This is a genomic window from Dermacoccus nishinomiyaensis (assembly GCF_900447535.1).
GTDB classification, from domain to species: domain Bacteria; phylum Actinomycetota; class Actinomycetes; order Actinomycetales; family Dermatophilaceae; genus Dermacoccus; species Dermacoccus nishinomiyaensis.
The window spans coordinates 411922-435596 of the sequence record NZ_UFXX01000002.1; the positions used below are offsets into that span (position 1 = coordinate 411922).

Genomic DNA, 23675 nt, shown 5'->3' on the forward strand with positions numbered 1-23675 from the left:
GAATCCGCCTCACTTGCTGAGGTTGTTCATGATCTCCGTCATGAGAGCGGCCGTCTCGGACGGCGTCTTGCCGACCTTGACGCCGGCGGCCTCGAGGGCCTCCTTCTTCGCGGCAGCCGTGCCCGCGGAACCGGACACGATGGCGCCGGCGTGGCCCATCGTCTTGCCCTCGGGGGCGGTGAAGCCCGCGACGTAACCGACAACCGGCTTCGTCACGTTCTCCTTGATGTACGCCGCAGCGCGCTCCTCGGCGTCGCCGCCGATCTCACCGATCATGACGATCGCGTCGGTGTCGGGGTCGTTCTGGAACGCCTCGAGCGCGTCGATGTGCGTCGTGCCGATGACCGGGTCGCCGCCGATGCCGATGGCCGTCGAGAAACCGAAGTCACGCAGTTCGTACATCATCTGGTACGTCAGCGTGCCCGACTTCGAGACGAGGCCGATGCGGCCCTTGCCGGCGATGTTCGCCGGGATGATGCCGGCGTTCGACTCGCCGGGGCTGATGATGCCCGGGCAGTTCGGGCCGAGCAGGCGCGTCTTCGAACCCTTGCTCAAGTTGTAGAACTCGGCCGAGTCCCTCACCGGGATGCCCTCGGTGATGACGACCGCCAGCGGCATCTCGGCCTCGATGGCCTCGACCGCGGCGCTCTTGGCGAAGGGCGGCGGCACGAAGATCACGGAGACGTTGGCGCCCGTCTCGGCCATGGCGTCCTTGACGGAGCCGAAGACCGGAACCTGCTTGGTCTCGCCGTTGACGTCGAAGTCAACCGTCTGGCCGGCCTTCTTCGGGTTGACGCCACCGACGACGTTCGTGCCCGAGGCGAGCATGCGCGCCGTGTGCTTCATGCCCTCGGAGCCGGTCATGCCCTGAACGATGACCTTGGAGTCAGCGTTGAGAAAAATCGACATGGAAGTCAGATCCCTTTCAGTTGGCCGCGGCCAGCTCGGCAGCCTTGCGGGCTGCGCCGTCCATGGTGTCCACGACCGTCACGAGCGGGTGGTTGAAGTCGGAGAGGATCGCACGGCCCTCTTCGACGTTGTTGCCGTCGAGGCGCACGACGAGCGGCTTCGTCGCCGCGTCGCCGAGCTTCTTCAGGGCGCCGACGATGCCGTTGGCGACGGCGTCGCACGCCGTGATGCCACCGAAGACGTTGACGAAGACGCTCTTGACCTGCTCGTCGTTCAGGATGACGTCGAGACCGTTGGCCATGACCTCCGCCGAGGCGCCGCCACCGATGTCGAGGAAGTTGGCGGGCTTGGCCTTGCCGCCGGTGAAGTCCTCACCGGCGTAGGCGACGACGTCGAGCGTGCTCATGACGAGGCCGGCACCGTTGCCGATGATGCCGACGTTGCCGTCGAGCTTCACGTAGTTGAGGTCGAGCGCCTTGGCCTTGGCCTCCAGCGGGTCGGCCGCGGCCTTGTCCTCGAGAGCCTCGTGGTCGGGGTGACGGAAGCCAGCGTTCTCGTCGAGCGTCACCTTGCCGTCGAGCGCAATGATGTCGCCATCCTCGGTCTTGACGAGCGGGTTCACCTCGACCAGCGTCGCGTCCTCGTCGCGGTAGGTCTCCCACAGCTTGACGAGCACGGGAGCGACCTTCGCGGCCGTCTCGTCGTCGAACCCGGCGGCCTTGACGATCTCGTCAGCCTTCGCGCCGTCGATGCCGACGTTCGGGTCGACCTCGATGCGCGCGAGTGCCTCGGGACGCTCGACGGCGAGCTGCTCGATCTCGACGCCGCCCTCCTTCGAGCACATCGCGAGGTAGCTGCGGTTCGCTCGGTCGAGCAGGATCGAGAAGTAGTACTCCTCGGCGATCTTGGCGCCCTGGGCGATCATCACGGTGCCCACGGTGTGGCCCTTGATGTCCATGCCCAGGATGTCCTTGGCGTACTGCTCGGCCTCGTCAGCCGACTTGGCTACCTTGACGCCGCCGGCCTTGCCGCGACCACCGGTCTTGACCTGGGCCTTGACGACGGTGACACCGCCCGACTTCGCACCGATCTGCTCGGCGGCTGCCTTGGCTTCTTCCGGGGTGGTGGCCGTCTGGCCGGCCAGCACCGGAACGCCGTGCGCCTCGAACATGTCGCGCGCCTGGTACTCGAAGAGATCCACGCGAATCCATCCTCATCGTTGAAAGGAGTGTTCCTCTTGTGACTTTAACGCGCTTTGCCGTGCGGGGGTAACCAGGGGTCCGCGCCGGTGCTCTCAGGCGTGTGCGGACGCCGCGTCCCCGACGTTCTCGCGCACCCACGCGACGACCTCGTGCGTCGGCGCACCGGGCGTGAAGATGCGCGCGACACCCATGTCGAGCAGCGGCTTGATGTCGCCCTCGGGGATGATTCCGCCACCGAAGACGACGACGTCGTCGATGCCCTGCTCGCGCAGCAACGTCATCAGGCGCTCGAACTGCGTCATGTGCGAACCGGACAGGATCGACAGGCCGATCGCGTCGGCGTCCTCCTGCACCGCAGCCGTGACGATCTGCTCCGGCGTCTGGTGCAGGCCCGTGTAGATGACCTCCATGCCGGCGTCGCGCAACGCCCGCGCGATGACCTTCGCACCACGGTCGTGGCCGTCGAGGCCCGGCTTCGCGACGACGACGCGGAGTCGATCGGAGCCGTTCGTGGCGGCATTCGTAGGGGTGGCGTTCGTGGCAGGCGCGTGCTGGACCATGACTCAATCCTCTCGGGCGGTTACTCGCACTGTAACGCCCGCCACACCCTCCGCTCAGTTGATGATCCTCAACTCATGCGTGTCACAGCTTCGTGACGGGCGCGTAGCGCAGGAGCAGGCGCTTGGGTGGGCCGTCGCCGAAGTCGATGTGAGCCATCGCTCGGTCGCCCTGACCCTCGACGCGCACGACGGTGCCGAGGCCGAAGCTGTCGTGCGTCACCTTGTCGCCGGCGTCGAGGTTCGGGATCTCGCGCATGCCGCGGCCGACGGCGGAGTTCTTCGTGGTCGAGAACGAACCGGCCCCGGAGCTGCGACCGCTCGACGACATCCGCGCCACCGGCGCGGAGCCGCGCCCGATGACGGGGCCGTCATCGTCGTGCCTGCTGCCACCCGAGCCGTAGGGCGAACCGCCCCCGCTGCCGAACGCGGCGTACCCGCGCGGCTGGGACGACGCGAACGCCGTGGCCTCGCGCTCCCAGTGGACGAACTCCTCCGGGATCTCGCCGAGGAAGCGCGACGGCGGGTTGTACTGCGGCGCACCCCACGCGCTGCGCACGGCAGCGCGTGACAGGTGCAGGCGCTCGCGCGCCCGGGTGATGCCGACGTAGGCGAGGCGCCGCTCCTCCTCGAGCTCCTTCGTGTCGCCGAGAGCGCGCATGTGCGGGAACGTGCCGTCCTCCATGCCGGTGAGGAATACGACCGGAAACTCGAGGCCCTTTGCGGTGTGCAACGTCATGAGGGTGACGACGCCCTGATCTTCGGCGTCCTTCGGTATCTCGTCCGCGTCGGCCACGAGGGAGACCTGCTCGAGGAAGTCCTCGAGCGTCGCGCCCGGGTAGTTGTCGTCGAACTCGTTGGCGACGGCGACGAGCTCGGCGAGGTTCTCGATGCGCGTCTCGTCCTGAGGATCCTTGCTCGTGCGCAGCTCCTTCAGATACCCCGTGCGCTCGAGGATCGCCTCGATGAGGGGGCCGACGCCGCTACCGGACTCGCGCGTCTGCCGCAGGCTCTCGAGGATCTCGGTGAAGCCCTTGACGGCGCTCACCGACCGCGTCGCGATGCCCGGCGCTTCGTCGGCCCGCGCGAGCGCCTCGATGAATGTGATGCGCTCCCGCTCCGCGAGCGCCCCGAGGCATGCCTCGGCGCGGTCACCGATGCCGCGCTTCGGTGTGTTGAGGATGCGGCGCAGGTTGACGGTGTCGGCCGGGTTCGAGATGACGCGCAGGTACGCGAGCGCGTCCTTGATCTCCTTGCGCTCGTAGAACCGCGTGCCACCGACGACCTTGTACGGCAGGCCGACACGGACGAATACCTCCTCGAGCGCGCGCGATTGAGCGTTCGTCCGGTAGAACACCGCGACGTCCTTGGGCTTGACGCCGTGATCGTCGCCGAGCTTGTCGATCGTGCGCGCGACGAACGCGGCCTCGTCATGCTCGGAATCGGCGACGTACCCGACGATCTTCTCGCCGTCGCCCTGATCGGACCACAGGTTCTTCTTGCGACGCTCCGGGTTGCGCTCGATGACGGAGTTCGCCGCGCCGAGGATGTTCTGCGTCGAACGGTAGTTCTGCTCGAGCAGGATCGTCGTCGCGTTCGGGTAGTCCTCCTCGAACTCGACGATGTTGCGGATCGTCGCCCCACGGAAGGCGTAGATCGACTGATCGGCGTCACCGACGACGCACAGGTCGGCCATGGGTACCGCGCTCGTGGCGCGCGAATCGCCCTCGGCGTCCTGGCTCGCCATGCCGCCCGAGGCGTGCTCACCGCCGGCGAGCTCGCGCACGAGGACGTACTGCGCGTGGTTCGTGTCCTGGTACTCGTCGACGAGGATGTGCCGGAAGCGGCGCCGGTAGTGCTCGGCCACCTGCGGGAACGCCTGCAGGATGGTGACCGTCGTCATGATGATGTCGTCGAAGTCGAGCGCGTTCGCCTGCCGCAGGCGCTGCTGGTAGAGACGGTAGGCCTCGGCGACCTTGCGCTCCTGATCCGTCTCGGCGCGCTTCGCGGCCTCCTCGGCGTCGATCAGCTCGTTCTTCAGGTTGCTCACCTGGAAACTGAACGACTTCGGCGGGTAGCGCTTCGGATCGAGGTCGAGATCGCGCGTCACCATCGCCATGAGGCGCTGACTGTCGGCCGCGTCGTAGATCGAGAACGTCGAGCGCAACCCCACATGCTTGGCTTCACGGCGCAGGATGCGCACGCACGCGGAGTGGAACGTGCTCACCCACATCGCGTTCGCCGCACCCCCGACGAGCTGCTCGACGCGCTCACGCATCTCGGCGGCCGCCTTGTTCGTGAAGGTGATCGCGAGGATCTGGCCGGGCTGTGCGCCACGCGCCGCCATCAGGTAGGCGATGCGGTGCGTCAGCACGCGCGTCTTGCCCGAACCGGCGCCCGCGACGATGAGCAACGGCGTCCCGAAGTGCTCGACGGCCTGCGCCTGCTGCGGGTTCATGCCCTCGAGCAGGCTCGCAGGATCGGCCTCGAAACGTCGCGTGCCGCGGCCCGAATCGGGGCGACCCCAGTGCGATCCGCGACCCAGCATCGGCGCGTCGTCGCCCCATGTGCCGGCGTCGGCGGGGGCCTCGTCGGGCGGCGGTTCCTGCAGGGCCCACAACGGGATGCCGGACGCGTCGACCGCCCCCGGATCGACTGCGGCGGCCCCGGCGGGAGCCTCCGTGCTCGGGGTACGCGACGGCGACGCGTCGGTACCGCTCCTGGAGGAGGGACGGGAGGCGTCGGCAGCGGTCAGCGGAAGGTCGTCGAAGAGGCCACTCATGATGAGGCCAGTCTAGAAGTGAGAACCGACAACCGCGCAGGCGACGAGCGCGGCGGCCGCGCGGCCAAGCGCGGCTGCGGGCATCGGGCTCGAGGCGGCGGGCGCGGGCGGCATCGTCGCCTACCCTTGGGGCGTGGATGTTCAGGCGATTCTCGATGCGATTCCGGCCCCGGCCGTCTACGTGCTGACCGGTCTCATCATCCTGCTCGAGAGCGTCGGCATCCCCCTGCCCGGCGAGATCATGCTCGTCACCGCGTCGCTGTTCGCCTCAGGGCCGCACCCGCACGTCAGCATCCACCTCGTCGCACTGGCCGCCATCCTCGGCGCCGTCATCGGCGACTCGATCGGCTACTACGTCGGTCGACACTTCGGTGAGCGCCTGTTCGCGTGGCTCGGTCCACGCTTCCCCCATCATGTCAACGACGAGACGATCGGGTACGCGAAGCACGCCTTCCACACCCACGGCATCTGGGCGGTGTTCTTCGGACGCTTCGTCGCGCTGCTGCGCATCTTCGCCGGCCCACTCGCCGGCTCGCTGCACATGAAGTATGCGCGCTTCCTGGCCGCCAACGTGCTCGGCGCCATCTGCTGGGCCGGCGGCACCGCCTACGGCGTCCACTTCCTCGGCAAGATCGCCGAGAAGTGGATGAAGAACTTCTCCTACATCGGGCTCGGCGCCGCCATCGTCCTCGGCATCGTGTTGACGACGGTCGCCCGCAAGCGCATCAGCGCCAACGTCGCCGAGTACGCCGAACGCAAGCGCGCCGCCGGTGAAGAGGTCAACCCCGCCGATCCGCGCGCGGTGAGCTGACGGGCGCTCCACCTGAGCACCGCTGGAGCGGCGAACGCCTACCCTTGTGGCATGTCCACGCTCAACGAAATCCTCCTGCTCGTCCACCTGCTCGGCATGGCCGCCATCGTCGGTGGCTTCCTCGCTGTCCTCAAGGCGCCGCGCGCCATCCCCGCGATGGTGTGGGGCGCGCGCCTGCAGCTGCTCAGCGGGCTCGCGATGGTCGGCGTCGCCGAGTCGCAGCACTGGTCGCTCGACCACACGTGGGTCGCGGTGAAGCTCGTCATCGCCCTCATCGTCGCAGGTCTGCTCGAAGTCTCCTCGTCGAAGGAGAAGAAGGGCGACAGCGCCGCGCCGCTCGTCCAGGCCGCCGCTGCGCTCGCCGTCATCAACGTGATCGTCGCGATCTTCTGGCACTGACCGACCACCCCGCATGACGAGCGGGTGCGACGACGCATGAGGCGTCGACGCACCCGCTTCGCCGTCGGTGGCCACGCCCCGTCGACGCATCCGGTCGCCGGCTGGGCTCGTGGATGGCTCGTGGGTGGCTCGGCGTCAACCTGAGGAGCCGAGCACCTGCCGCAGCGATTCGAGCGCCCAGGGAGCCATGCCGCCGCTCGGGTAGCCGTCGGAGGTGGGGTCGACCACGTCGGCCGCCGCGAACCACGCCGCGTGCTGCGTCGAGCCCCCGACGTCGTGGACGGTGGGTTCGCTGGGCTCGTCGCAGCGGGCCGAGTAGATGAGGCGGACGGCGTGGAAGTCCTCGACCATCCCCTCCCTGCCATCGCCGACGCGGTGCGAGGACGAGACGTCCCACAACCGCGCGTCGCTGATGCGCTGCCCGGCCTCCTCCCAGACCTCGCGCGCGGCGGCCGCCTCGGGCGCCTCGCCGGCCTCGACCCCGCCCCCGGGCAGGATCCACAGCCCCGGACGCCCCGTCTCGCGCGACAGCTGCGTCAGCAGCACGCCCCTCTCGCTCGTCACGACCGCGTACGCAGCCAGGCGTTGGCGCACCAGATCGACCGGGCCGGCGGCGCGCGCGACACCCGCGAGGCGATGATGAGCCGCATGCATGCGCGCGACCTCGAACGTCAGCTCGACGCCGTCATGGACGAGTGTCGCCGTGCGCAGGGCGATCGGTTTGAACCCCGCGTCGCGCACCTGACGCCGCGGCGCGATGCCCTGCGCCAACCGGGCACGCAGCACCTCGCGACCGTCCTCCAGACCCCGCACGAAGATCGGGATGTCGGGGACGCCGTCGCCCTTCATCGCGCCGCTCGCAGTGCCGCGGCCCGTGCGTACTCGGCCTCGGCGAGACGGACGACCTGATCCCACGTCTGCGCCGGGCGATGCGTGCGGTTGTACTCGGCCATCGTCCGGCGCAGGTCGGTGTCGAGCGCGAGGCGGATGATGGCCTGCGCGAGGTCGTCGTCATCGCCCGCGAGCAGCCCGTTGACGCCCGAGGTGACAAACTCCGAGACGCCGCTCGTCGACGGCGCGACGACGGGCAGCCCTGATGAGCGCGCCTCGAGCGCCGCGATGCCGAACGACTCGAGCCGCGCCGGCGCGACGTACAGGTCTGAGGCGCGGTAGCGGTCGTGCAGTTGCGCGCGCGTCATGCGTCCTGGCAAGGAGACCCACTCGTGGGCGTCGGCGAGGTCGACGGCGCGCACGAGCTTCGGGCGCAGGTCGCCCTCCCCCGCGATCTCGAGCCGGACGTTCGGTGCCTCGCGGTGCACCGCCTTCATCACCGAGAAGAACTCGAGCGGACGCTTGCGCGTGGCCAGCCGCATCGCCGAGATGACACGCACCTCGTCGCCCGTGCGCGGCTCGCCGGGCGTCCACGCGTCGGCGTCGATGCCGTTCGGCAGCACGACGACCTCGTGGCCGCGGCCGGCCATGTCGCGGATCGGGTGCGCCGCGACCTGCGAGACCGCCGACAACGCAGCGCCGCCCTTGGCCCAGCGGCGTACGAAACCGAGCGGCTTGAGCAGCGGACCGGCCCACGCCATGACGGAGTGCCACGTCACCGCCGTCGGCAGGCCCAGATCGAGGGCGAGGCGGACGGCGTCGAAGGAGAACACGCTGATGACGCCGATGTGCGCGTGGACGACGTCGAAACCGCCTTTCGACAGCGCCAGGCGAAGCTGCGAGACGGCCATCGGATTGAGCGCGACATCGTGCGGCAACCCGAGCGAAAACCGATGCACCGGGATGCCGTCGACGATCTCGAGGCCGCTGTGCTGCTCACGGTGAGCCGGGGTGACGGTGTACGCAACGACCTCGTGCCCCTGCGCCACCAGGCGCTGCGCGAGGTCGTGCACCTGCACCTCGATGCCGCCCAGACGCGGCAGATAGCAGTCGGACACGAGGGCGATCTTCACGGCACGAGTCTTTCATGCGAGAGGATGAAGACGATGATCACCACCCCAGACGGCCAGCCGCGACGCACCCTCGTCGCATTCCATGCCCACCCCGACGACGAGGCGCTGCTCACCTCCGGCACGATGGCAAAGGCCGCGGCGCAGGGGCATCACGTCGTCCTCGTCGTGGCGACGGACGGCGCGCTCGGCCTCGCCGGGTCGGAATACGGAACGCCTGACGAACTCGCGGCGCGACGCTGGGACGAAGTATCGACCAGCGCCCGCGCGCTCGGGGTCGCCCGCTTGGAGACACTCGGCTACGCCGATTCGGGCATGGGCCCGCAGGTGTTTCCCGACCCGCCGGGCAAGCGGCGCTTCGTCACGGTGCCCGTCGAGGAAGCAGCCGAGGCGCTCGCCGTCATCCTGCGCGAGGAGGACGCCGACGTCCTGCTCACCTACGACGCCGCCGGCGGCTACGGCCACCGCGACCACGTGCGCGTCCATGAGGTCGGCGCGCACGCGGCTGAGCTGGCGGGCACGCCGCGCGTACTCGAGGCGACGGCGCCCCGCGACCTGCTCGTGCGCGCGCTGCACCTCGTGGCGCGTTTCTACCGTTTCCCCGACGACTTCGACATGGCCGGCTTCGAACGCGCCTACTCGGCCCGCAAGGACATCACTCATCGCGTCAACGTCCTCCGTCAAGCGGGCGCGAAGCGAGCGTCGATGGCGGCGCACACGTCACAGGCGAGTGCTGACGGTGACGCCGACCGCACCCTCGCCGCGTTCCTGCGCATCCCGCGGCCGCTGTACGACATCGTCTTCGGACGCGAATGGTTCCGCGACCCCGCCCACGTCGGCCCCGTCAGCCACGACATCTTCGCAGGGCTGACCGAGCACGAGGACCGCGCCGAGTGATTTCGCCCTCGTCGTCCCGTCAGCCCGGGAGCACCTCGCCTGACGCCTCGTCCGGCCATGGATCCCGTTCCGAGGATTCACCTCTGTCGCCCGCGATGCCGCGTCCCAACGCGTGGCAGAGCGCGCAGGCCGTCATCGGCATCGGCCTGGCCGCGGCGATCCTGTACTGGGGCGTGCCGTGGTTCGGCGAGACGACATGGCCCGAGATCGGGCGGCATCTGCAACTGCTCGGGTGGGCGAGCAGCCTCGAACTGTTCGCGCTCGTCGCGTTCGGGCTGTGGCTCTACACCTTCGCGCTGACCGGCTCCATACCCGGGCTGGGGCACGTCAAGGCGCTCATCGTCAACGTCGCAGGGTCCGCGGCCGGCAACCTCCTGCCCGGCGGTGGCGCGGCCGGCGTCGCCGCGACCTACCTGATGCTGCGCTCCTGGGGGTTTCAGGCCGCAGCGATCTCGACGTCGGTCATCGTCACCGGCGTGTGGAACCTCGTGGCGCGCCTCGCGATGCCGCTGCTCGGCGTCGCGCTGCTCAGCTCGACGGACGCCCTGCCGAAGGGAGTGCGTCGCGGCGCGCTGACCGGCGGAATCGTCGGGCTCGTCATCATCGCCGCGTTCGTCGGCGTGCTGCTCTCCCCCGGTCTGACGCAGCGGTTCGGCGCGTGGCTCGATCGCCGAGTCGGTGAACGTGTGCGACGTCGCCGGCCCGGTTTCGAGATCGAGGCGACGCTCGTCGATCAACGACGCCGTCTGGCGGGCGTGACCGCGCACGGGTGGGCGCCGATGACGGTAGGCGTCGTCGGGTACCTCGCCGTCTACTTCGTGCTGTTCTGGCGGACGATGGAGGCGGTCGGCGTCGACATGCCCCTGAGCAAGTTGTTCGCGGCATACGCCGTCGGGCGCCTGCTGACGACCGTCGGCGTGACGCCGGGCGGCCTCGGCGTGACGGAGGCCGGCACCCTCGCCGTCCTCGTCGCATGGGGCGCGGACAAACCCGCCGCAGCTGCCGGCGTCCTCGTCTTCGCCTTGTTCACACACCTGCTCGAGGTGCCTCTTGGCGCACTGGGCTGGCTGGCGTGGTGGCTCATGCCGAAGCAACCCGTCCTCGACGCCGCGACGTCGCCCAGGTCGTCATCGCCGACCTGATATGACCAAGAATCGCCAATCTCGTCGGCCTTCGCGGCTGAGGTACACCCGACGTGGCGGGGTCAGTTCTTCTTCGTCAGACGTGCGACCTGGCGGGCGCGGGCTTCGTCGGCGAGGTGGTCGTCGATCTCGCCCGGCTCGAACGGACGGCCCGTGGCGCGCTCGGCGGCGACGGTGATGAGGAAGTCCGCGAGCTTCGGGTTCGACGGCAGGATCGGGCCGTGCAGATACGACCCGATGACGTTGCGCGTGCGCGCGCCCTCCTTGCCGTCCTCGCCGTTGTTGCCAAAACCGGAACGCACGTCACCGAACGCACGCTGGCCGTCGCCGAGCACCGTCGAACCCGAGTGATTCTCGTACCCGACGACGTCGCCGAACTCGGTCGACAGCACGACGGGCCCGATCATGCGCTTCGCGTTGCCCTGCGTCGTGACGTCGAGGATGCCGAGACCGGGCAGCGTTTCGCCCTCGACGGTGCGGAACGCCTTGCCGAACAACTGGTACATGCCGCAGATCATGAGCATCGGGACGCCGTCCTCAGCCATGCTGACGAGGCGCGGGCCGATGCGTTCGAGATCGGCCTCGACACGCGCCTGCCCCGAATCCTGGCCGCCACCGCCGACGACGAGGTGGATGTCGTCGGGCAGTTCGTCGCCGGGGTTGTGGCTCACGACGTTCGGTTCGTAACCGTGCCAGCGCAGGCGTGCCTCGAGGCAGCGCGTGTTGCCGAGGTCGCCGTAGATCGACATCTCCCGCGGGTACAGGTGCACGAGCGTGACGCGGCCCTTGCTCGGGCCACTCGGATCGCCCAGTGTCGTCGGGACGACATCCATCGCCGCCGGGTCCTCGTTGACCCGCGCCTGCACCTCACCCGATGTCGACGAGCCGACCAGCCCAGCATCCGTGGGCACCCCGCCCATCGCCGCGGGGTCGTCGTCGATCCGAGGGGCAGCCGTCGGCTGGGGGTTCGTCTGCTCGCTCATTCGGCGGCGTCCTCTCCGAAGTCGGGCAGGTCGTAGCGCTCGGCGAGCGTGCGACGCAGCGTCATCATGGCGGTGTACGTGCAGAAGATGCGCTTCGGTTCGTCGGCGTGCTCGGCGAGGAACCGATCAAGAGCGGCGTGCAGGTCGGGTTCGACCGCGCGCACCTCGACGCCGTCATAGGCGAGCCGCAAGGCCATGTCATAGGCGCGCACCCCACTCGTCAGTTCGACGCCGCGCTCGCGCAGCGACGCGAAGTTGACGTCGTAGAGCCATGAGACGTCGCGTCCGTCGGCGTAGTTGTCGTTGATCGCGACCATGCTCGCGACCGGCCGGCCCCCGTACGTCGACAGCGCGACGGTGAATCCGGCCGGGTTCTTGACGAGCACGAGCTCGAGTTCGGTGCCGTCGGCGTCGATCACCTCTCCGCGCCCGAACGGCGGCTGCACGGCTTCGAGTGCCGTCACCGCCGTCTCACCGCTGAACGCGTCGCCGAGCAGGCGGCGCGCCATCGACGTCGCCGCGGTCGCGTTGATCATCGCGGCCAGACCGTGCTGACGCATCTGCATGGGCCCGACGTTGCCGCTGCCGTCGGCACGGTCGGCGAACGTCACGAGGAAGCGACGTTCGTCGAGCGGCTTGAGCAGACCGTCACCCGGGCCGACGAGCGGCGCGACGAAGTCGTCGTCGCTGCGCACGTCCTGCTCCATGAGCTCGCCGAGGCGGTCGGCGATCGTCTCGTCGACACCGAAGTACGACACCTCGACGCCATCGGCCAGGCGCCCCGCGATGCGCGCGACGAACGAGTCGTCGCGGTTGAGGACGACGCCCTGCGTGGTCTGTTCCGCCAGCTGTGCGAGCAGTTTCGCCGTGTAGTCGATCTCGGCGAATCGGTCGAGCTGGTCGCGTGCGACGTTGAGCAGCAGCGCATGCGTGGGCTTGACGACCTTCGCGAAGTGCAGCGAGTGCGCCTCGTCCAGCTCGAGCACCGCGATGTCGGCGTCGAGACCACCCTTGAGGGAGATCTCTCCGAGCACCGACGAGATGACGCCACGCGTGAAGTTCGAGCCCGTCGGGTTCGTGAACACGCGCAGACCATGCGCGCGCAGCAGCGCGACGAGCATCTTCGTCGTCGTCGTCTTGCCGTTCGTGCCGGTGACGACGACGATGCCCTGCGGCAGGTCCGCGAGCGCCTGGGAGAGGAAACGCGGATCGATCTTCTCGACGACGAGACCGGGCAGGGCGCTTCCGCCCCCACGCAGCCTCGTCGCGATTCGCGCGGACTTGCCCGCGAGCACGGCAGCAGCAGTTCTCAACACCCGGCCAGCCTAGTGCGTGGTCCGCGCGACCTCCCGGACGGCACGCGCGGCGGAGGCGACGATCATCGTGACGCCCAGCGGGACGGCGACGAGTTCGAGCACAGCCGCGCCCACCCACCACGCACCGAAAGCGTTGACGTCCGTGCCCCACCCGAGGAACGTGACGACGACCCACGCGGCGCCCGCAGCCGCCGCGAGCACGTCGTGGGGCGCCGGGCGGGGCCAGGCACCCAACGTGCCACCCGAGGCCGGCCGGCTTACGGTGGCGCCATCGGGGTGCGCTGGGGTGCGGCGCTCCCCGCGCGTCCGGGGGCCGACGCAGGCGGCTGCCTCAGCATCGATACTTTCGTCAGGGATCGCCAGGTCCCCCAAGAACGGGTGCGGCCCACCCCCACCGCCTCGAGGCGTCAGCAGCAGATGCGCAACGCCCAGCCAGGCCGCGACGACTGCGATCGCGGCGACGACGTCGCCCAGCGCGTGCCAGTACGCCGCAATGACGCCGAGACACCCCAGCGTTCCCCAGGCTCCGGCGCCGACGAGCGCCGCACGCCGCCATCGCGGGGGCGCGAGGAGGACGACGGCGGCAGCGCTCGTCAGCGCGAGCGTGGCGTGCCCACTGGGCAGCGTCGCGACCTCAGGCGTGAGCACCCGGGCGAGCAGCAACTTGGCCGCCTGCGTGCTCAGATTGGCGCCGGCGATGACGAGCAGAGCGGAGGCGGCGCGCGGGGGCGTCACGGCCCATGCGCCGCCGCGGCGCAGCAGCGAAACCGGGAGCGCCACGACCGCCACGACAGCGACCACGAGCGCCCCGCGCGGTACCCACCCGACGCAGGCCGCGATCGTCTCGAACGTGCGGCCCGTACCACTCAACGCGTGCATGCCGTCCCGGGCCCTGCTGACCCCGCCCGGGAGATCACGCGCCATCGCCACGATTCCGACCACGACGGCTGCGAGCAGCATCATGAACGCGGCCGGCACGAAGCGCCGACCCCACGACCGCACCGCGTCGCGCGGCACACGGGCCACCATGGTCTGCTCGAGACCTCAGCCGACGGCGTCGTCGGCGGCGGCGCTGATCCACGCCAGCGTGAGCGCCGCCGTCACGGCGATGCTCACCAGGGAGACGAACGCCAGGACGAGCGAGACGTCGTGATCGAGCGGACGCACCCCGAGCGCGACGAAGATGAGGCCGACGCCGATGCTGCCCGCCAGGCTGAGCACGGGTCGCACCGCGTACGACGTGTCGCGCGGATGACGGCCGTGCTGGACGCGCTGCACGACGCCCAGCGCGATCGCGGCGAGGAACGTGGTCAGCAGAAAGGCCGCGATGACGTCGGCGGGCCGGTGCCAGTGTCCGACGAGCGTGCCCGCGCCGACGAACGTCACCCCGAAGCCGGCGAACGGCAGCAGCCATCGCCTGGCGCCCACGGGCGCGACGATGAGGGCAGCCGTGGCGATGCTCATCGCCACCGTCGAGTGCCCACTTGGCAACGAGTTCGACCACCAGTGCGGTTGCGTGGGCCAATAGGCCTTGAACAGCTGCGTCGTCACGTTCGCCACAGAGACGACGCAGACGGCCGCCGCCGCGAGAGCGAAACGGCGTCGCACGAGTGCGATCACGACGAACGCGAGCAGGAACGCGCCCGTGCTCGCGATCGTGATGTACGTCAGGGGGTCGACGATGTGCGCCCAGGCTCGCGCGCTGGAGCCGGTGCTCAGGCGCGCCCGTTCGCCCCACATCTGGCCGCGTGCCGTGCGCGTGAACACCCACAGCACCAGAAGGAACCCGGTGAGCGACACGAGCGCCATGGTCGTCACCGAGCAGACAAGACGACGCACGGACTCCGGGATGTCGCCGGCCGGCTCGGCGTCGTCGCCAGCGCGTGTCGCGCCCACGAGGTCATCGGCGCTCATCGCGCACCACCGCCGGGGCGTGCCGACCCGCCGGGCCGATCGTCGTGACCGCGTCGAGGACCACCGGGATGCGACGACGGCGCAGCCGTGCGGGCTGCGCCGTCGTCGTGCGTGAGCTCAGGAGGCATCAGGCCGTCACCTTCGAACTCACTCCCACTCGATGGTGCCCGGCGGCTTGCTCGTCACGTCGAGCACGACGCGGTTGACGTCGGCGACCTCGTTCGTGATGCGGTTCGAGATCTTGGCGAGCACGTCGTAGGGCAGGCGCGTCCAGTCGGCCGTCATCGCGTCCTCGCTCGATACGGGGCGCAGGACGATGGGGTGGCCGTACGTACGGCCGTCGCCCTGCACGCCGACGGAGCGCACGTCGGCGAGCAACACGACGGGGCACTGCCAGATGTCGCGGTCGAGACCGGCGGCCGTCAGTTCTTCGCGGGCGATGAGGTCGGCAGCGCGCAGGATCTCGAGGCGCTCGGCCGTCACCTCGCCGATGATGCGGATGCCGAGGCCGGGGCCCGGGAACGGCTGGCGCCACACGATCGCCTCGGGCACACCGAGCTCGAGACCGACCTGACGCACCTCGTCCTTGAACAGCGAACGCAGCGGCTCGACGAGCGTGAACTGCAGGTCGTCGGGCAGGCCGCCCACGTTGTGGTGGCTCTTGATGTTGGCCGCGCCCGTGCCACCGCCGGATTCGACGACATCGGGGTACAGCGTGCCCTGGACGAGGAACTCGACGGGGTGCTCGCTGCTCGACTCAGCGCCGACGATGTCGCGCGCGGCCTGCTCGAAGACGCGGATGAACTCGCGACCGATGATCTTGCGCTTCGTCTCCGGGTCGCTCTGACCCGCGAGCGCGTCGAGGAACTGCTGCGACGCATCGACGACGACGAGGTCGACGCCGGTGGCGGCGACGAAGTCCTCCTTGACCTGCTCGGCCTCACCGGCGCGCAGCAGGCCGTGGTCGACGAAGACGCACGTCAGTCGGTCGCCGATCGCCTTCTGCACCATCGCCGCGGCGACCGAGGAGTCGACACCACCGGAGAGGCCACAGATCGCGCGGCCCTCACCGATCTGCTCCCGCACCTGCTCGACGAGCTCCTCGGCCATGTTGGCGGCCGTCCACGTCGCCTCGAGGCCGGCGCCCTTGAGCAGGAAGTTACGAAGCACCTCCTGGCCATGGGCGGAGTGCAACACCTCCGGGTGCCACTGGACGCCGAACAGCTTGCGCGCCGGATCCTCGAACGCCGCGACGGGCGCGCCGGGTGTGCGGGCACACACCGTCATGCCCGCGGGAGCCTCGGTGACGCCGTCACCGTGCGACATCCACACGTTCTGCTCGGCGGGCTGCCCCGCGAACAGGACGGACTCGGTGTGCGTGATCGTCGCCGTCGTGTTGCCGTACTCACGACCACCCGTGTGGCCGACGGTGCCGCCCAGAGCGTCAGCCATCGCCTGGAAGCCGTAGCAGATGCCGAACACGGGCACGCCGGCCTCGAGCAGCGCGACGTCGAGCGACGGCGCCCCCTCGGCGTACACCGACGACGGCCCGCCCGAGAGCACGATGGCCGCGGGCTCCTTGGCCAGCATCTCGGCGGCACTCATCGTGTGCGGCACGACCTCGGAGTAGAGGGCGCACTCACGCACGCGTCGCGCGATCAGCTGCGCGTACTGCGCGCCGAAGTCGACGACGAGAACGGGATGATCCTGCAGATTTTCGGTCACGTCACTCATCCTATCGGCCGGGGCGACAACCCCGGAATCACGCGGTTATCGGACGCTGACAGCCGCTCAGCGGGTGGGGAGTGCCTCGAGATCGCGCTCGACCTCACCGCTGATGCGGCGCTCCACCCAGAAGGACAGGAACGGGACGCAGCCGGCCAGGATGACGAGCACCATCTTGCCGATCCCCCAGCGCATGGCGAAACCCAGATTCGCCGTCGCGGCGACATAGACGAGGAAGAGCAGACCATGCGGTTGCGGCCACCAGTCGAGGGCGTGGTTGTCGAAACCGTAGTGCAGCACCATCTCGAGCACGAGAACGAGCAGGCCGATACCGACGATGAACGCGGCGACCTTGAAGAACTTGAGGGCAGAGCGAGCCTTGAGTGCGTCGATGCGCACCACGGGGCGGCCGGGGGTGGGAGCAGGCTTTGTCACGGCGTTTCCTTTCGTGTCGCCGGGCGCATCGCGCCCTGTTCGGCGAGGGTTTCGGGAGCCGACGACGCCCGGGCGGCACCATCGTCGGGCTGGTCGAGATCGTCAGCGGCGTCGCCCTCGCTGCGTGCGGCGCGCACGTCGGGCGCATCTGTTGCCTGCGGCCCGTCGGAGATCGCGGCTTCGGCGGCCGCCCGGTCGTTGAGGTATTCCTCATGCAGGATCCGCAGCCACATGAAGACGGCGAAGATCGCGAAGATCCACCACTGCCACGCATAGGCCGCGTTGCGCAGATCGACCTTCGTGGCCTTCGGCACCGGCGGCGGAATGTGCTGCACGACAGCGGTTCCCGACTGCGGCGCCGCGGCCGGCGCCTGTTTCGTCGAGAAGACGAAGCCGTTGTAGACCTTGCCGCCCCACTCGTTGAGCAGCCGGCCCATGTCGATCGTGCCGATCTGCCCCTCGGGAAGTTCACCGAGCGTAGAGACCGATTCACCGGGCGCGAGCGCGCCCTCGATCGTCACCGTGCCTGACGTCGGCGCGGGCAGCTTCGTCGTCTGCGTGACGAACCCGCGCACCACCGGGATGCGCGCGCCCGTCATGTCGACGACGAGCGGTGTCATGAGCCAGTAGCCGTTCTTGCCGTCGAGTACGCGACCGGCGACCAGTTCGGTCTTCGCGGCGTCATAGTGGCCGGTCGCACGAATCGGCTGCAAGGAGCGCCCGTTGTCGAACGTCGTCTGCGGTTTCAGGACGTCGTCGAGTGGTTCCACAGCGCGCCCGTTGCTCTCCTCGAGGACCTGCTGGTTGGCCCTGTTGTGGGCCGTCTGCCACTGCCAGTTGCCCAACCAGACGAAGGCTGCCGTCAGAACGAGCATGACGACGAACAACCGCAGGAGGCGGGGTTTCATCGCGGTTCGCAGCACCGACTCAGCCTACGGGGTCGAACTGAACGTTGCCTCAGACGGGTCGCTCTGCATTGTGGAGCGTCATAGCGTCACCTCGACGGCGCCCCTTTCACCACCGGCAAGCCCACCGATGCGCGGCATCCCGACGTCGACGACCTGCCCGGGCACACGACCCGGCGCCATGTCGAGCCTGACGTACTCCTCACCCGGCGCCGGGCGCTCGTCCCGCTCCCCCTTGGCCGGCCACGCACTCATCGCACGTTCGGCCTGGGCGGTGATCGTCAGCGAAGGATTGACGCCCAGGTTCGCGGAGACAGCCGAACCGTCGACGATCGACAGAGTCGGGTAGCCGTGGACGCGGTGATACGCGTCGATGACGCCCGTGCCCGGCCCGTCGCTGATCGGTGCGCCGCCGAGGAAGTGCGCCGTCATCGGCACCTCGAACAGCTCGTTCCACGTGCCGCCCGGCACCGCGGTGCCCTTGACGGCCTTCTGCAGCTCGCTCGCCATCGCGTGAATCGCCCTGTGCCCGCCAGCAATCCACGACGGATTGGGTTCGCCGTGGCCCTGCGCGGACGTCAGCTTCCATCCGCGGCGCGTGCGCTGCGGTGAGACGTCGATGGAGTTGTCGAGCGTCTGCATGACGAGGGCGATGACGGTGCGCTCACTCCATCTTCGCGGCACGACGGTCTTGAGCAGCGTGCCCGGGCGCTTGATGAACTCGCGCGCGAAGGCACGCGTGCGGCTCGGCACGTCGCCGGGGATGAGCAGGGTGGAGAAGAAGCCCATCGCGTTCGAGCCCTTGCCGTAACGGCAGTTCTCGACGTGCGTCGTGGCGTCGACGTGAAAGCTGGAGGTGATGGCGACGCCCTTCGTCAGGTCCGCGCCGCGCGGTACGTCGACGAGGGCCGCACCACCGAGTTCTTCGGAGTTGGTACGCGTCAGCTTGCCCAGCCGCGGCGACAGGTGCCGCAGGCGCCCCTCGGCCCGCAGCGTGTGCAGCAACGACTGCGTCCCCCACGTCCCGGCGGCGAGGACGACGTGGCGGGCCGTCATCGTCCGGCGATCCCGACGCAGCCACGCGCCGGTGCGCTCACTCGTCACGCGCCAGCCGCCTTCGCCGTGCTCACCGATCGGTTCGAGATCGACGACGGTGCGCATCGCCTCGATGCGTGCGCCGGCCCGTTCGGCGAGGGGTAGGTAGTTCTTGAGCAGCGTGTTCTTCGCGCCGACGCGGCAGCCGACCATGCAGTTGCCGCACTCGGTGCAGCCGGTGCGCGCCGGGCCCTCGCCCCCGAAGTAAGGATCGTCGACGCGCTCGCCGGCGCGTCCGAAGTACACGCCGACCGGCGTCTTGCGGAACGTGTTCTCGACACCGAGGCTGCGGGCTGCGTCGCGCATGACGTTCTCGACGACGCCCTCGCACGGGTTGGCCTCGACGACGCCGAGCATCTTCTTCGCCACGGTGTAGTGCGGCGCGAGTTCTTCCTGCCAGTCGGTGATGTGCGCCCACTGCGGGTCGTCGAAGAACGTCTTCGGCGGCACGTAGAGCGTGTTCGCGTAGTTGAGGCTGCCGCCGCCCACGCCCGCGCCGGCGAGGATGACGGCGTGCGGCAGCTTGTGGATGCGCTGCACGCCGAAGCACTTGAGCTTGGGCGCCCAGACGTAGTTGCGCACGTCCCAGCTCGTCTTGGCGAACTCGTCGTCACGCCGCCGCGGGCCGGCTTCGAGCACGACGACGTCATAGCCCTTCTCAGCCAACCGCAGCGCCGCGACCGAGCCGCCGAAGCCGGAGCCGATGACGGCGACGTCGACGTCCATCGCCTGATCGCGCGAGGTGGTGTTCATGACAGGCCCGCCTTCTTCATGACGCGCAGACCCGTGCTCAGGGCGCGAGCGAACTGTCGCTGCGACACGCCCTTCGGCACGCCGAAGCCCTGCAACCGCTGCACGCTGACGTTCTGGATGTCGGTGTACTTCGTGATGCCCTCCGCGCCGTGACGCCGCCCGAGACCGGAGGCCTTCATGCCGCCCATCGGCGCGCCATTGCTCGCGTAAGCGGCCGCGTAGCCCTCGTTGACGTTGACGGTTCCGGTGCGGATGCGGGCGGCAATGGCGCGCCCGCGCGCGACGTCCTTCGTCCAGACGGAGGCGTTGAGGCCGAAGTCGGTGTCATTGGCGAGGGCGACGGCCTCGTCATCGCTGCTCACGCGGTACACGCTGACGACGGGCCCGAATGTCTCCTCGTCGCGGCACAGCATGCCGTCCGCGACGCCGTCGAGGACGGTCGGTTCGTAGCAGTACGGGCCGATGTCGGAGCGCGCCTTGCCTCCGGTCAGCACCGTCGCGCCCTTCGCGACGGCGTCGTCGACGTGCTGTGTGACGCGTTCGAGCTGGTCGGCCGAGATGAGGCTGCCCATGTCGTAGCCCCAGTCGAGCGCCACGCCGATCTTCATCGCTGCGACGCGTTCGAGGAAGCGTCGCAGGAACTCGTCGGCGATCTTCTCGTGCACGACGAGACGCTCGATCGAGATGCACAGCTGGCCCGCGCTCGCGAAGACGGCGCGCTGCGCGCACTCGGCGGCGCGCGTCAGGTCGGCGTCATCGGCGATGTACATGGCGTTCTTGCCACCGAGTTCGAGCGACGCGCTCTTGAGCCGCTCCCCCGCGTCGCGCGCGACGATGCGGCCCGTCTTCGTCGAACCGGTGAACATCACCGAGTCCGCGTGCTCGAGCACCGCCCCGCCGACGTTCGGCCCGTCGCCGAGGACGACCTGGAGCAGCCCCTCGGGCAGGCCCGCCTCGTCGCACAGTTCAACGGCGCGCAGGCACGTGAAGCTCGACTTCTCGTCCGGGCGCAGGACGACGGCGTTGCCCGCCGCGAGCGCCGGCAGCGCGTCCGTGATCGACATCGACAGCGGGTAGTTCCACGGCGCGACGATGCCGACGACGCCCTTCGGCAGATAGTGCGTGCGCGCCTGCGTCAGCACCGGAAGCGCGCCGAGGGCCTTGCGCTCGGCGAGATAGCTCGGCGCCTTCTTGGCGTAGTGACGGCACACGCCCGCGGTGTCGAGCACCTCCTCGAACGCCTGGATGCGCGCCTTGCCCGACTCGATCTGGATGAGGTCGAGCAACTCGTCCTGGCGATCGAGCACGAGGTCGTGCAGCCTCGTGAGGAACTCGACGCGTTCGCGGACGTCGCGCTGTGCCCATTCCTGCTGCGCTGCGCGCGCCCGTTCGTAGGCGGTGACGACGTCGTCGGGCGTCGACGTGGGCAGCGCGCCGATCGTCTCCCCCGTCAGCGGCGTCATGCGTTCCTGCGCCGGGCCGCTCGCGACGACGCGGGCGCTCATGCGTCGGACGGTCGCCTCGTCGAGAGCAAGCGGACGCTGAGGGCGCGGCTGGGTGTGCAGTGAAGGCGTCATCCCCCCACTGTAGATGTGACCTCCGACACCGTGGTTACTTTCGCGTACACCGTGCACATGGCGGGCGCCGTCGTGCGCTCTGCCGACGCGATGCCTCCCTCGACGCAGCACGCCCCCGCTCTTCGAAAGAGCGAGGGCGTGCCGGGTGGGGGGTCAGCTGCGCTGGTAGGGCGCGACGACGAGTTCGACGCGCTGGAACTCCTTGAGGTCGGAGTAACCGGTCGTCGCCATCGCGCGCTTGAGGGCGCCCATGATGTTGGTCGTGCCGTCGGCGCTCTGGCCGGGGCCGTCGAGGATCTGCTCGAGCGAACCGACGGTGCCGACCTCGACGCGCTCACCGCGCGGCAGCTGGCTGTGGTGCGCTTCGGGGCCCCAGTGGAACCCGCGGCCCGGCGCCTCCTCGGCACGCGCGAGGGCTGCGCCGAGCATGACGGCGTCAGCGCCGCACGCGACGGCCTTGACGATGTCGCCGGATGTGCCGACGCCGCCGTCCGCGATGACGTGGACGTAACGTCCGCCCGACTCGTCGAGGTAGTCGCGGCGCGCCGCAGCGACGTCGGAGATCGCCGTCGCCATGGGCGCGTGGATGCCGAGCGTGCGGCGCGTCGTGTGCGCGGCGCCGCCGCCGAAGCCGACGAGGACGCCGGCCGCGCCGGTGCGCATGAGGTGCAGCGCAGCGGTGTAGGTGCCCGCGCCGCCGACGATGACGGGGACGTCGAGCTCGTAGATGAAGCGCTTGAGGTTGAGCGGTTCGGACGCGCCGGAGACGTGCTCGGCCGACACGGTCGTGCCGCGGATGACGAACAGGTCGACGCCCGCCGCGACGACGGTGCGCCAGTGCTCCTGCGTGCGCTGCGGTGTCAGGGCGCCGGCGACGGTGACGCCCGCGTCACGGATCTCCTTGAGGCGTGCGGTGATGAGTTCGGGCTTGATGGGCTCGGCGTAGATCTCGCGCATGCGGGCGGTGGCCTCGTCAGGGCTGCACGTCGCGATCTGCGCGAGCTGCTTCTCGGGCTCCTCGTAGCGCGTCCACAGGCCCTCGAGGTCGAGCACCGGCAGGCCGCCGAGCTTGCCGAACGCGATGGCCGTCGCGGGCGACATGAGCGAGTCCATCGGCGCGGCCATGACGGGCAGCTCGAAGTGGTAGGCGTCGATCTGCCACGACGTCGACACCTCCCGCGGGTCGCGCGTGCGGCGCGACGGGACGATCGCGATGTCGTCGAGTGAATACGCGCGGCGACCGCGCTTGCCCTTGCCGATCTCGATCTCAGTCACGCGTCGATCCTATTCCCTCGCGCCGTCTTCCGGCGCCCGCCCGGGGGCGGGTTCGTCGGGCCACTGGCGCGCGACCTGCGCGCAGACGATGAGTTGCAGCTGGTGGAACATCATGAGGGGCAGCACGAGCAGTCCGACGCCGGAGGGGAACAGCACCGTCGCCATCGGCAAGCCGGACGCCATCGACTTCTTCGATCCGCAGAACACGATGGCGACCTGGTCGGCCCGCGAGAAGCCGAGGCGGCGCGCCGTCACGTACGAGCCGACCATGACGACGGCGAGCAGCACAGCGCAGATGAGAAGCAGCGCCACGACCTGCCACACGGTGACGTGACTCCACATGTGTTCGCGCATGCCGGCGCTGAATGCGGAGTAGACGACGAGCATGATGCCGCCGCGGTCGAGGTACGTCAGGCCCTGCTTGTGTTCGGCGAGGAAGCCGCCGAGGCGCTTGTGGCAGAACTGGCCGAGGATGAACGGCAGCAGCAGTTGGACGATGAGTTTCTCCGCCGAGTCGAGGCTGAACGCGGCCTGCCCGCCCATGACACCGATGACGAGCAGGGGCGTGAGCACGACGCCGAGCATGTTGGAGAACGAGGCGGCGCAGATCGACGCGGCGACGTTGCCGCGCGCGAGTGAGGTGAACGTGACGGACGACTGCACGGTCGACGGCAGCAGCGTCAGGTACAGCAGTCCGAGGCTGAGGGTGTGGGGCAGGAACGTGTCAGCGATGGGCCGGATGACGAGGCCCAGCAGTGGGAACGCGACGAACGTGAACGCGAGGACGAGCAGGTGGAGGCGCCAGTGGCGGAAGCCCTCTTTCGTCTCCTCGGTCGAGAGGCGCGCGCCGTAGAGGAAGAACAGCAGCCCGATGGCGATGTTCGTCGCCCATTCGACGGGCGCGACGGCACCGCCGCGTGCCGGCAGCAGGCACGCCAGGGCGACCATTCCGAGCAGGGCGAGGACGTATCCGTCGAGGTACTTGGTGATGAAGCGCACGGGTCATGAGTATCACCGGTCCTCGATGATGAAAACCT

Annotated in this window: 21 protein-coding genes; 4 read left to right on the forward strand and 17 right to left on the reverse strand. The window is 69.5% G+C overall.

Translation table 11 applies throughout. From position 1 onward, the window contains the following. Positions 1 to 9: 9 nt before the first annotated feature. The 4 genes from sucD to pcrA all read right to left on the reverse strand — a co-directional run bounded on the left by sucD (position 10) and on the right by pcrA (position 5450). A complete protein-coding gene (gene sucD, locus DYE07_RS13700) occupies positions 10 to 909 on the reverse strand; it encodes a succinate--CoA ligase subunit alpha (RefSeq protein WP_062257917.1) in 900 nt (299 codons plus the stop codon). 16 nt (positions 910 to 925) lie between these two features. Further along, positions 926 to 2110 (reverse strand): ADP-forming succinate--CoA ligase subunit beta, encoded by a 1185-nt coding sequence (gene sucC / locus DYE07_RS13705; protein ID WP_006945596.1) that lies wholly within the window; start codon positions 2108 to 2110, stop codon positions 926 to 928. A 93-nt stretch (positions 2111 to 2203) separates the two neighbouring features. Next, a complete protein-coding gene (locus tag DYE07_RS13710; protein ID WP_006945578.1) occupies positions 2204 to 2671 on the reverse strand; it encodes a cobalamin B12-binding domain-containing protein in 468 nt (155 codons plus the stop codon). An 82-nt stretch (positions 2672 to 2753) separates the two neighbouring features. Beyond that, positions 2754 to 5450, reverse strand: coding sequence for a DNA helicase PcrA (gene pcrA, locus DYE07_RS13715; RefSeq protein ID WP_115297311.1), 2697 nt, complete (start codon positions 5448 to 5450; stop codon positions 2754 to 2756). Between the two features lie 133 nt (positions 5451 to 5583). Here pcrA and DYE07_RS13720 point away from each other — a divergent pair, with 133 nt between their 5' ends. Beyond that, positions 5584 to 6261 carry a DedA family protein gene (locus DYE07_RS13720; RefSeq protein WP_115297312.1) on the forward strand — a complete coding sequence of 226 codons (678 nt, stop codon included), beginning with the start codon at positions 5584 to 5586 and terminating at the stop codon, positions 6259 to 6261. 51 nt (positions 6262 to 6312) lie between these two features. Next, a complete protein-coding gene (locus DYE07_RS13725) occupies positions 6313 to 6660 on the forward strand; it encodes a hypothetical protein (protein ID WP_006945590.1) in 348 nt (115 codons plus the stop codon). A gap of 135 nt (positions 6661 to 6795) precedes the next feature. Here the strand turns inward: DYE07_RS13725 and DYE07_RS13730 are convergent, their stop codons facing one another. Together DYE07_RS13730 and DYE07_RS13735 are read right to left on the reverse strand one after the other, a co-directional pair. Next, positions 6796 to 7509 (reverse strand): NUDIX hydrolase, encoded by a 714-nt coding sequence (locus DYE07_RS13730; RefSeq protein ID WP_115297313.1) that lies wholly within the window; start codon positions 7507 to 7509, stop codon positions 6796 to 6798. Next, entirely contained in the window at positions 7506 to 8624 is a 1119-nt protein-coding gene (locus DYE07_RS13735; RefSeq protein WP_115297314.1) for a glycosyltransferase family 4 protein, read from the reverse strand. Before DYE07_RS13735 ends, DYE07_RS13730 begins: the two co-directional genes overlap by 4 nt. A 24-nt stretch (positions 8625 to 8648) precedes the next feature. Here DYE07_RS13735 and DYE07_RS13740 point away from each other — a divergent pair, with 24 nt between their 5' ends. Both DYE07_RS13740 and DYE07_RS13745 read left to right on the forward strand, forming a co-directional pair. Continuing rightward, a complete protein-coding gene (locus tag DYE07_RS13740) occupies positions 8649 to 9518 on the forward strand; it encodes a PIG-L deacetylase family protein (RefSeq protein ID WP_115297315.1) in 870 nt (289 codons plus the stop codon). Positions 9519 to 9613: 95 nt separating this feature from the next. After that, on the forward strand, positions 9614 to 10660 hold the full coding sequence (locus DYE07_RS13745; RefSeq protein WP_139023593.1) for a lysylphosphatidylglycerol synthase transmembrane domain-containing protein: 1047 nt from the start codon (positions 9614 to 9616) through the stop codon (positions 10658 to 10660). 62 nt (positions 10661 to 10722) lie between these two features. Here the strand turns inward: DYE07_RS13745 and DYE07_RS13750 are convergent, their stop codons facing one another. The 11 genes from DYE07_RS13750 to DYE07_RS13800 all read right to left on the reverse strand — a co-directional run bounded on the left by DYE07_RS13750 (position 10723) and on the right by DYE07_RS13800 (position 23637). After that, positions 10723 to 11643, reverse strand: coding sequence for a type 1 glutamine amidotransferase (locus tag DYE07_RS13750; protein WP_115297317.1), 921 nt, complete (start codon positions 11641 to 11643; stop codon positions 10723 to 10725). Then, positions 11640 to 12959, reverse strand: coding sequence for a Mur ligase family protein (locus tag DYE07_RS13755; RefSeq protein WP_038569101.1), 1320 nt, complete (start codon positions 12957 to 12959; stop codon positions 11640 to 11642). The genes DYE07_RS13750 and DYE07_RS13755 overlap by 4 nt, the downstream gene beginning before the upstream one ends. Before the next feature lie 9 nt (positions 12960 to 12968). Continuing rightward, positions 12969 to 13976, reverse strand: a complete 1008-nt coding sequence (locus tag DYE07_RS13760; RefSeq protein WP_172463036.1) for a phosphatase PAP2 family protein — start codon at positions 13974 to 13976, stop codon at positions 12969 to 12971. Between the two features lie 27 nt (positions 13977 to 14003). Beyond that, positions 14004 to 14873 (reverse strand): phosphatase PAP2 family protein, encoded by an 870-nt coding sequence (locus DYE07_RS13765; protein WP_115297318.1) that lies wholly within the window; start codon positions 14871 to 14873, stop codon positions 14004 to 14006. Positions 14874 to 15020: 147 nt separating this feature from the next. Beyond that, entirely contained in the window at positions 15021 to 16598 is a 1578-nt protein-coding gene (gene guaA, locus DYE07_RS13770; protein ID WP_006944852.1) for a glutamine-hydrolyzing GMP synthase, read from the reverse strand. Positions 16599 to 16664: 66 nt separating this feature from the next. Beyond that, positions 16665 to 17033 (reverse strand): DUF3817 domain-containing protein, encoded by a 369-nt coding sequence (locus tag DYE07_RS13775; protein WP_006944851.1) that lies wholly within the window; start codon positions 17031 to 17033, stop codon positions 16665 to 16667. After that, positions 17030 to 17956: an SURF1 family protein gene (locus DYE07_RS13780; RefSeq protein WP_115297319.1), complete on the reverse strand. Its 927-nt coding sequence runs from the start codon at positions 17954 to 17956 to the stop codon at positions 17030 to 17032. Before DYE07_RS13780 ends, DYE07_RS13775 begins: the two co-directional genes overlap by 4 nt. A 63-nt stretch (positions 17957 to 18019) precedes the next feature. Next, complete coding sequence (locus DYE07_RS13785; RefSeq protein ID WP_115297320.1) at positions 18020 to 19786, reverse strand: GMC oxidoreductase; 1767 nt, start codon at positions 19784 to 19786, stop codon at positions 18020 to 18022. Next, positions 19783 to 21363: a succinic semialdehyde dehydrogenase gene (locus tag DYE07_RS13790; protein WP_062257905.1), complete on the reverse strand. Its 1581-nt coding sequence runs from the start codon at positions 21361 to 21363 to the stop codon at positions 19783 to 19785. The genes DYE07_RS13785 and DYE07_RS13790 overlap by 4 nt, the downstream gene beginning before the upstream one ends. A 153-nt stretch (positions 21364 to 21516) precedes the next feature. Continuing rightward, positions 21517 to 22638 (reverse strand): GuaB3 family IMP dehydrogenase-related protein, encoded by a 1122-nt coding sequence (locus DYE07_RS13795; protein ID WP_062257903.1) that lies wholly within the window; start codon positions 22636 to 22638, stop codon positions 21517 to 21519. 9 nt (positions 22639 to 22647) lie between these two features. Beyond that, positions 22648 to 23637 carry a bile acid:sodium symporter family protein gene (locus DYE07_RS13800; RefSeq protein WP_062257902.1) on the reverse strand — a complete coding sequence of 330 codons (990 nt, stop codon included), beginning with the start codon at positions 23635 to 23637 and terminating at the stop codon, positions 22648 to 22650. Positions 23638 to 23675: the final 38 nt, after the last annotated feature.

Bases quoted from the DNA above. Each gene is read 5' to 3' on its own strand.
- DYE07_RS13750 (WP_115297317.1), bottom strand. From the start codon at position 11,643: ATGAGCGAGCAGACGAACCCCCAGCCGACGGCTGCCCCTCGGATCGAC.
- DYE07_RS13745 (WP_139023593.1), top strand. From the start codon at position 9,614: ATGCCGCGTCCCAACGCGTGGCAGAGCGCGCAGGCCGTCATCGGCATC.
- sucD (WP_062257917.1), bottom strand. From the start codon at position 909: ATGTCGATTTTTCTCAACGCTGACTCCAAGGTCATCGTTCAGGGCATG.
- DYE07_RS13790 (WP_062257905.1), bottom strand. From the start codon at position 21,363: ATGACGCCTTCACTGCACACCCAGCCGCGCCCTCAGCGTCCGCTTGCT.
- DYE07_RS13725 (WP_006945590.1), top strand. From the start codon at position 6,313: ATGTCCACGCTCAACGAAATCCTCCTGCTCGTCCACCTGCTCGGCATG.
- DYE07_RS13785 (WP_115297320.1), bottom strand. From the start codon at position 19,786: ATGAACACCACCTCGCGCGATCAGGCGATGGACGTCGACGTCGCCGTC.
- DYE07_RS13740 (WP_115297315.1), top strand. From the start codon at position 8,649: ATGAAGACGATGATCACCACCCCAGACGGCCAGCCGCGACGCACCCTC.
- DYE07_RS13710 (WP_006945578.1), bottom strand. From the start codon at position 2,671: ATGGTCCAGCACGCGCCTGCCACGAACGCCACCCCTACGAATGCCGCC.
- pcrA (WP_115297311.1), bottom strand. From the start codon at position 5,450: ATGAGTGGCCTCTTCGACGACCTTCCGCTGACCGCTGCCGACGCCTCC.
- DYE07_RS13765 (WP_115297318.1), bottom strand. From the start codon at position 14,873: ATGAGCGCCGATGACCTCGTGGGCGCGACACGCGCTGGCGACGACGCC.
- DYE07_RS13730 (WP_115297313.1), bottom strand. From the start codon at position 7,509: ATGAAGGGCGACGGCGTCCCCGACATCCCGATCTTCGTGCGGGGTCTG.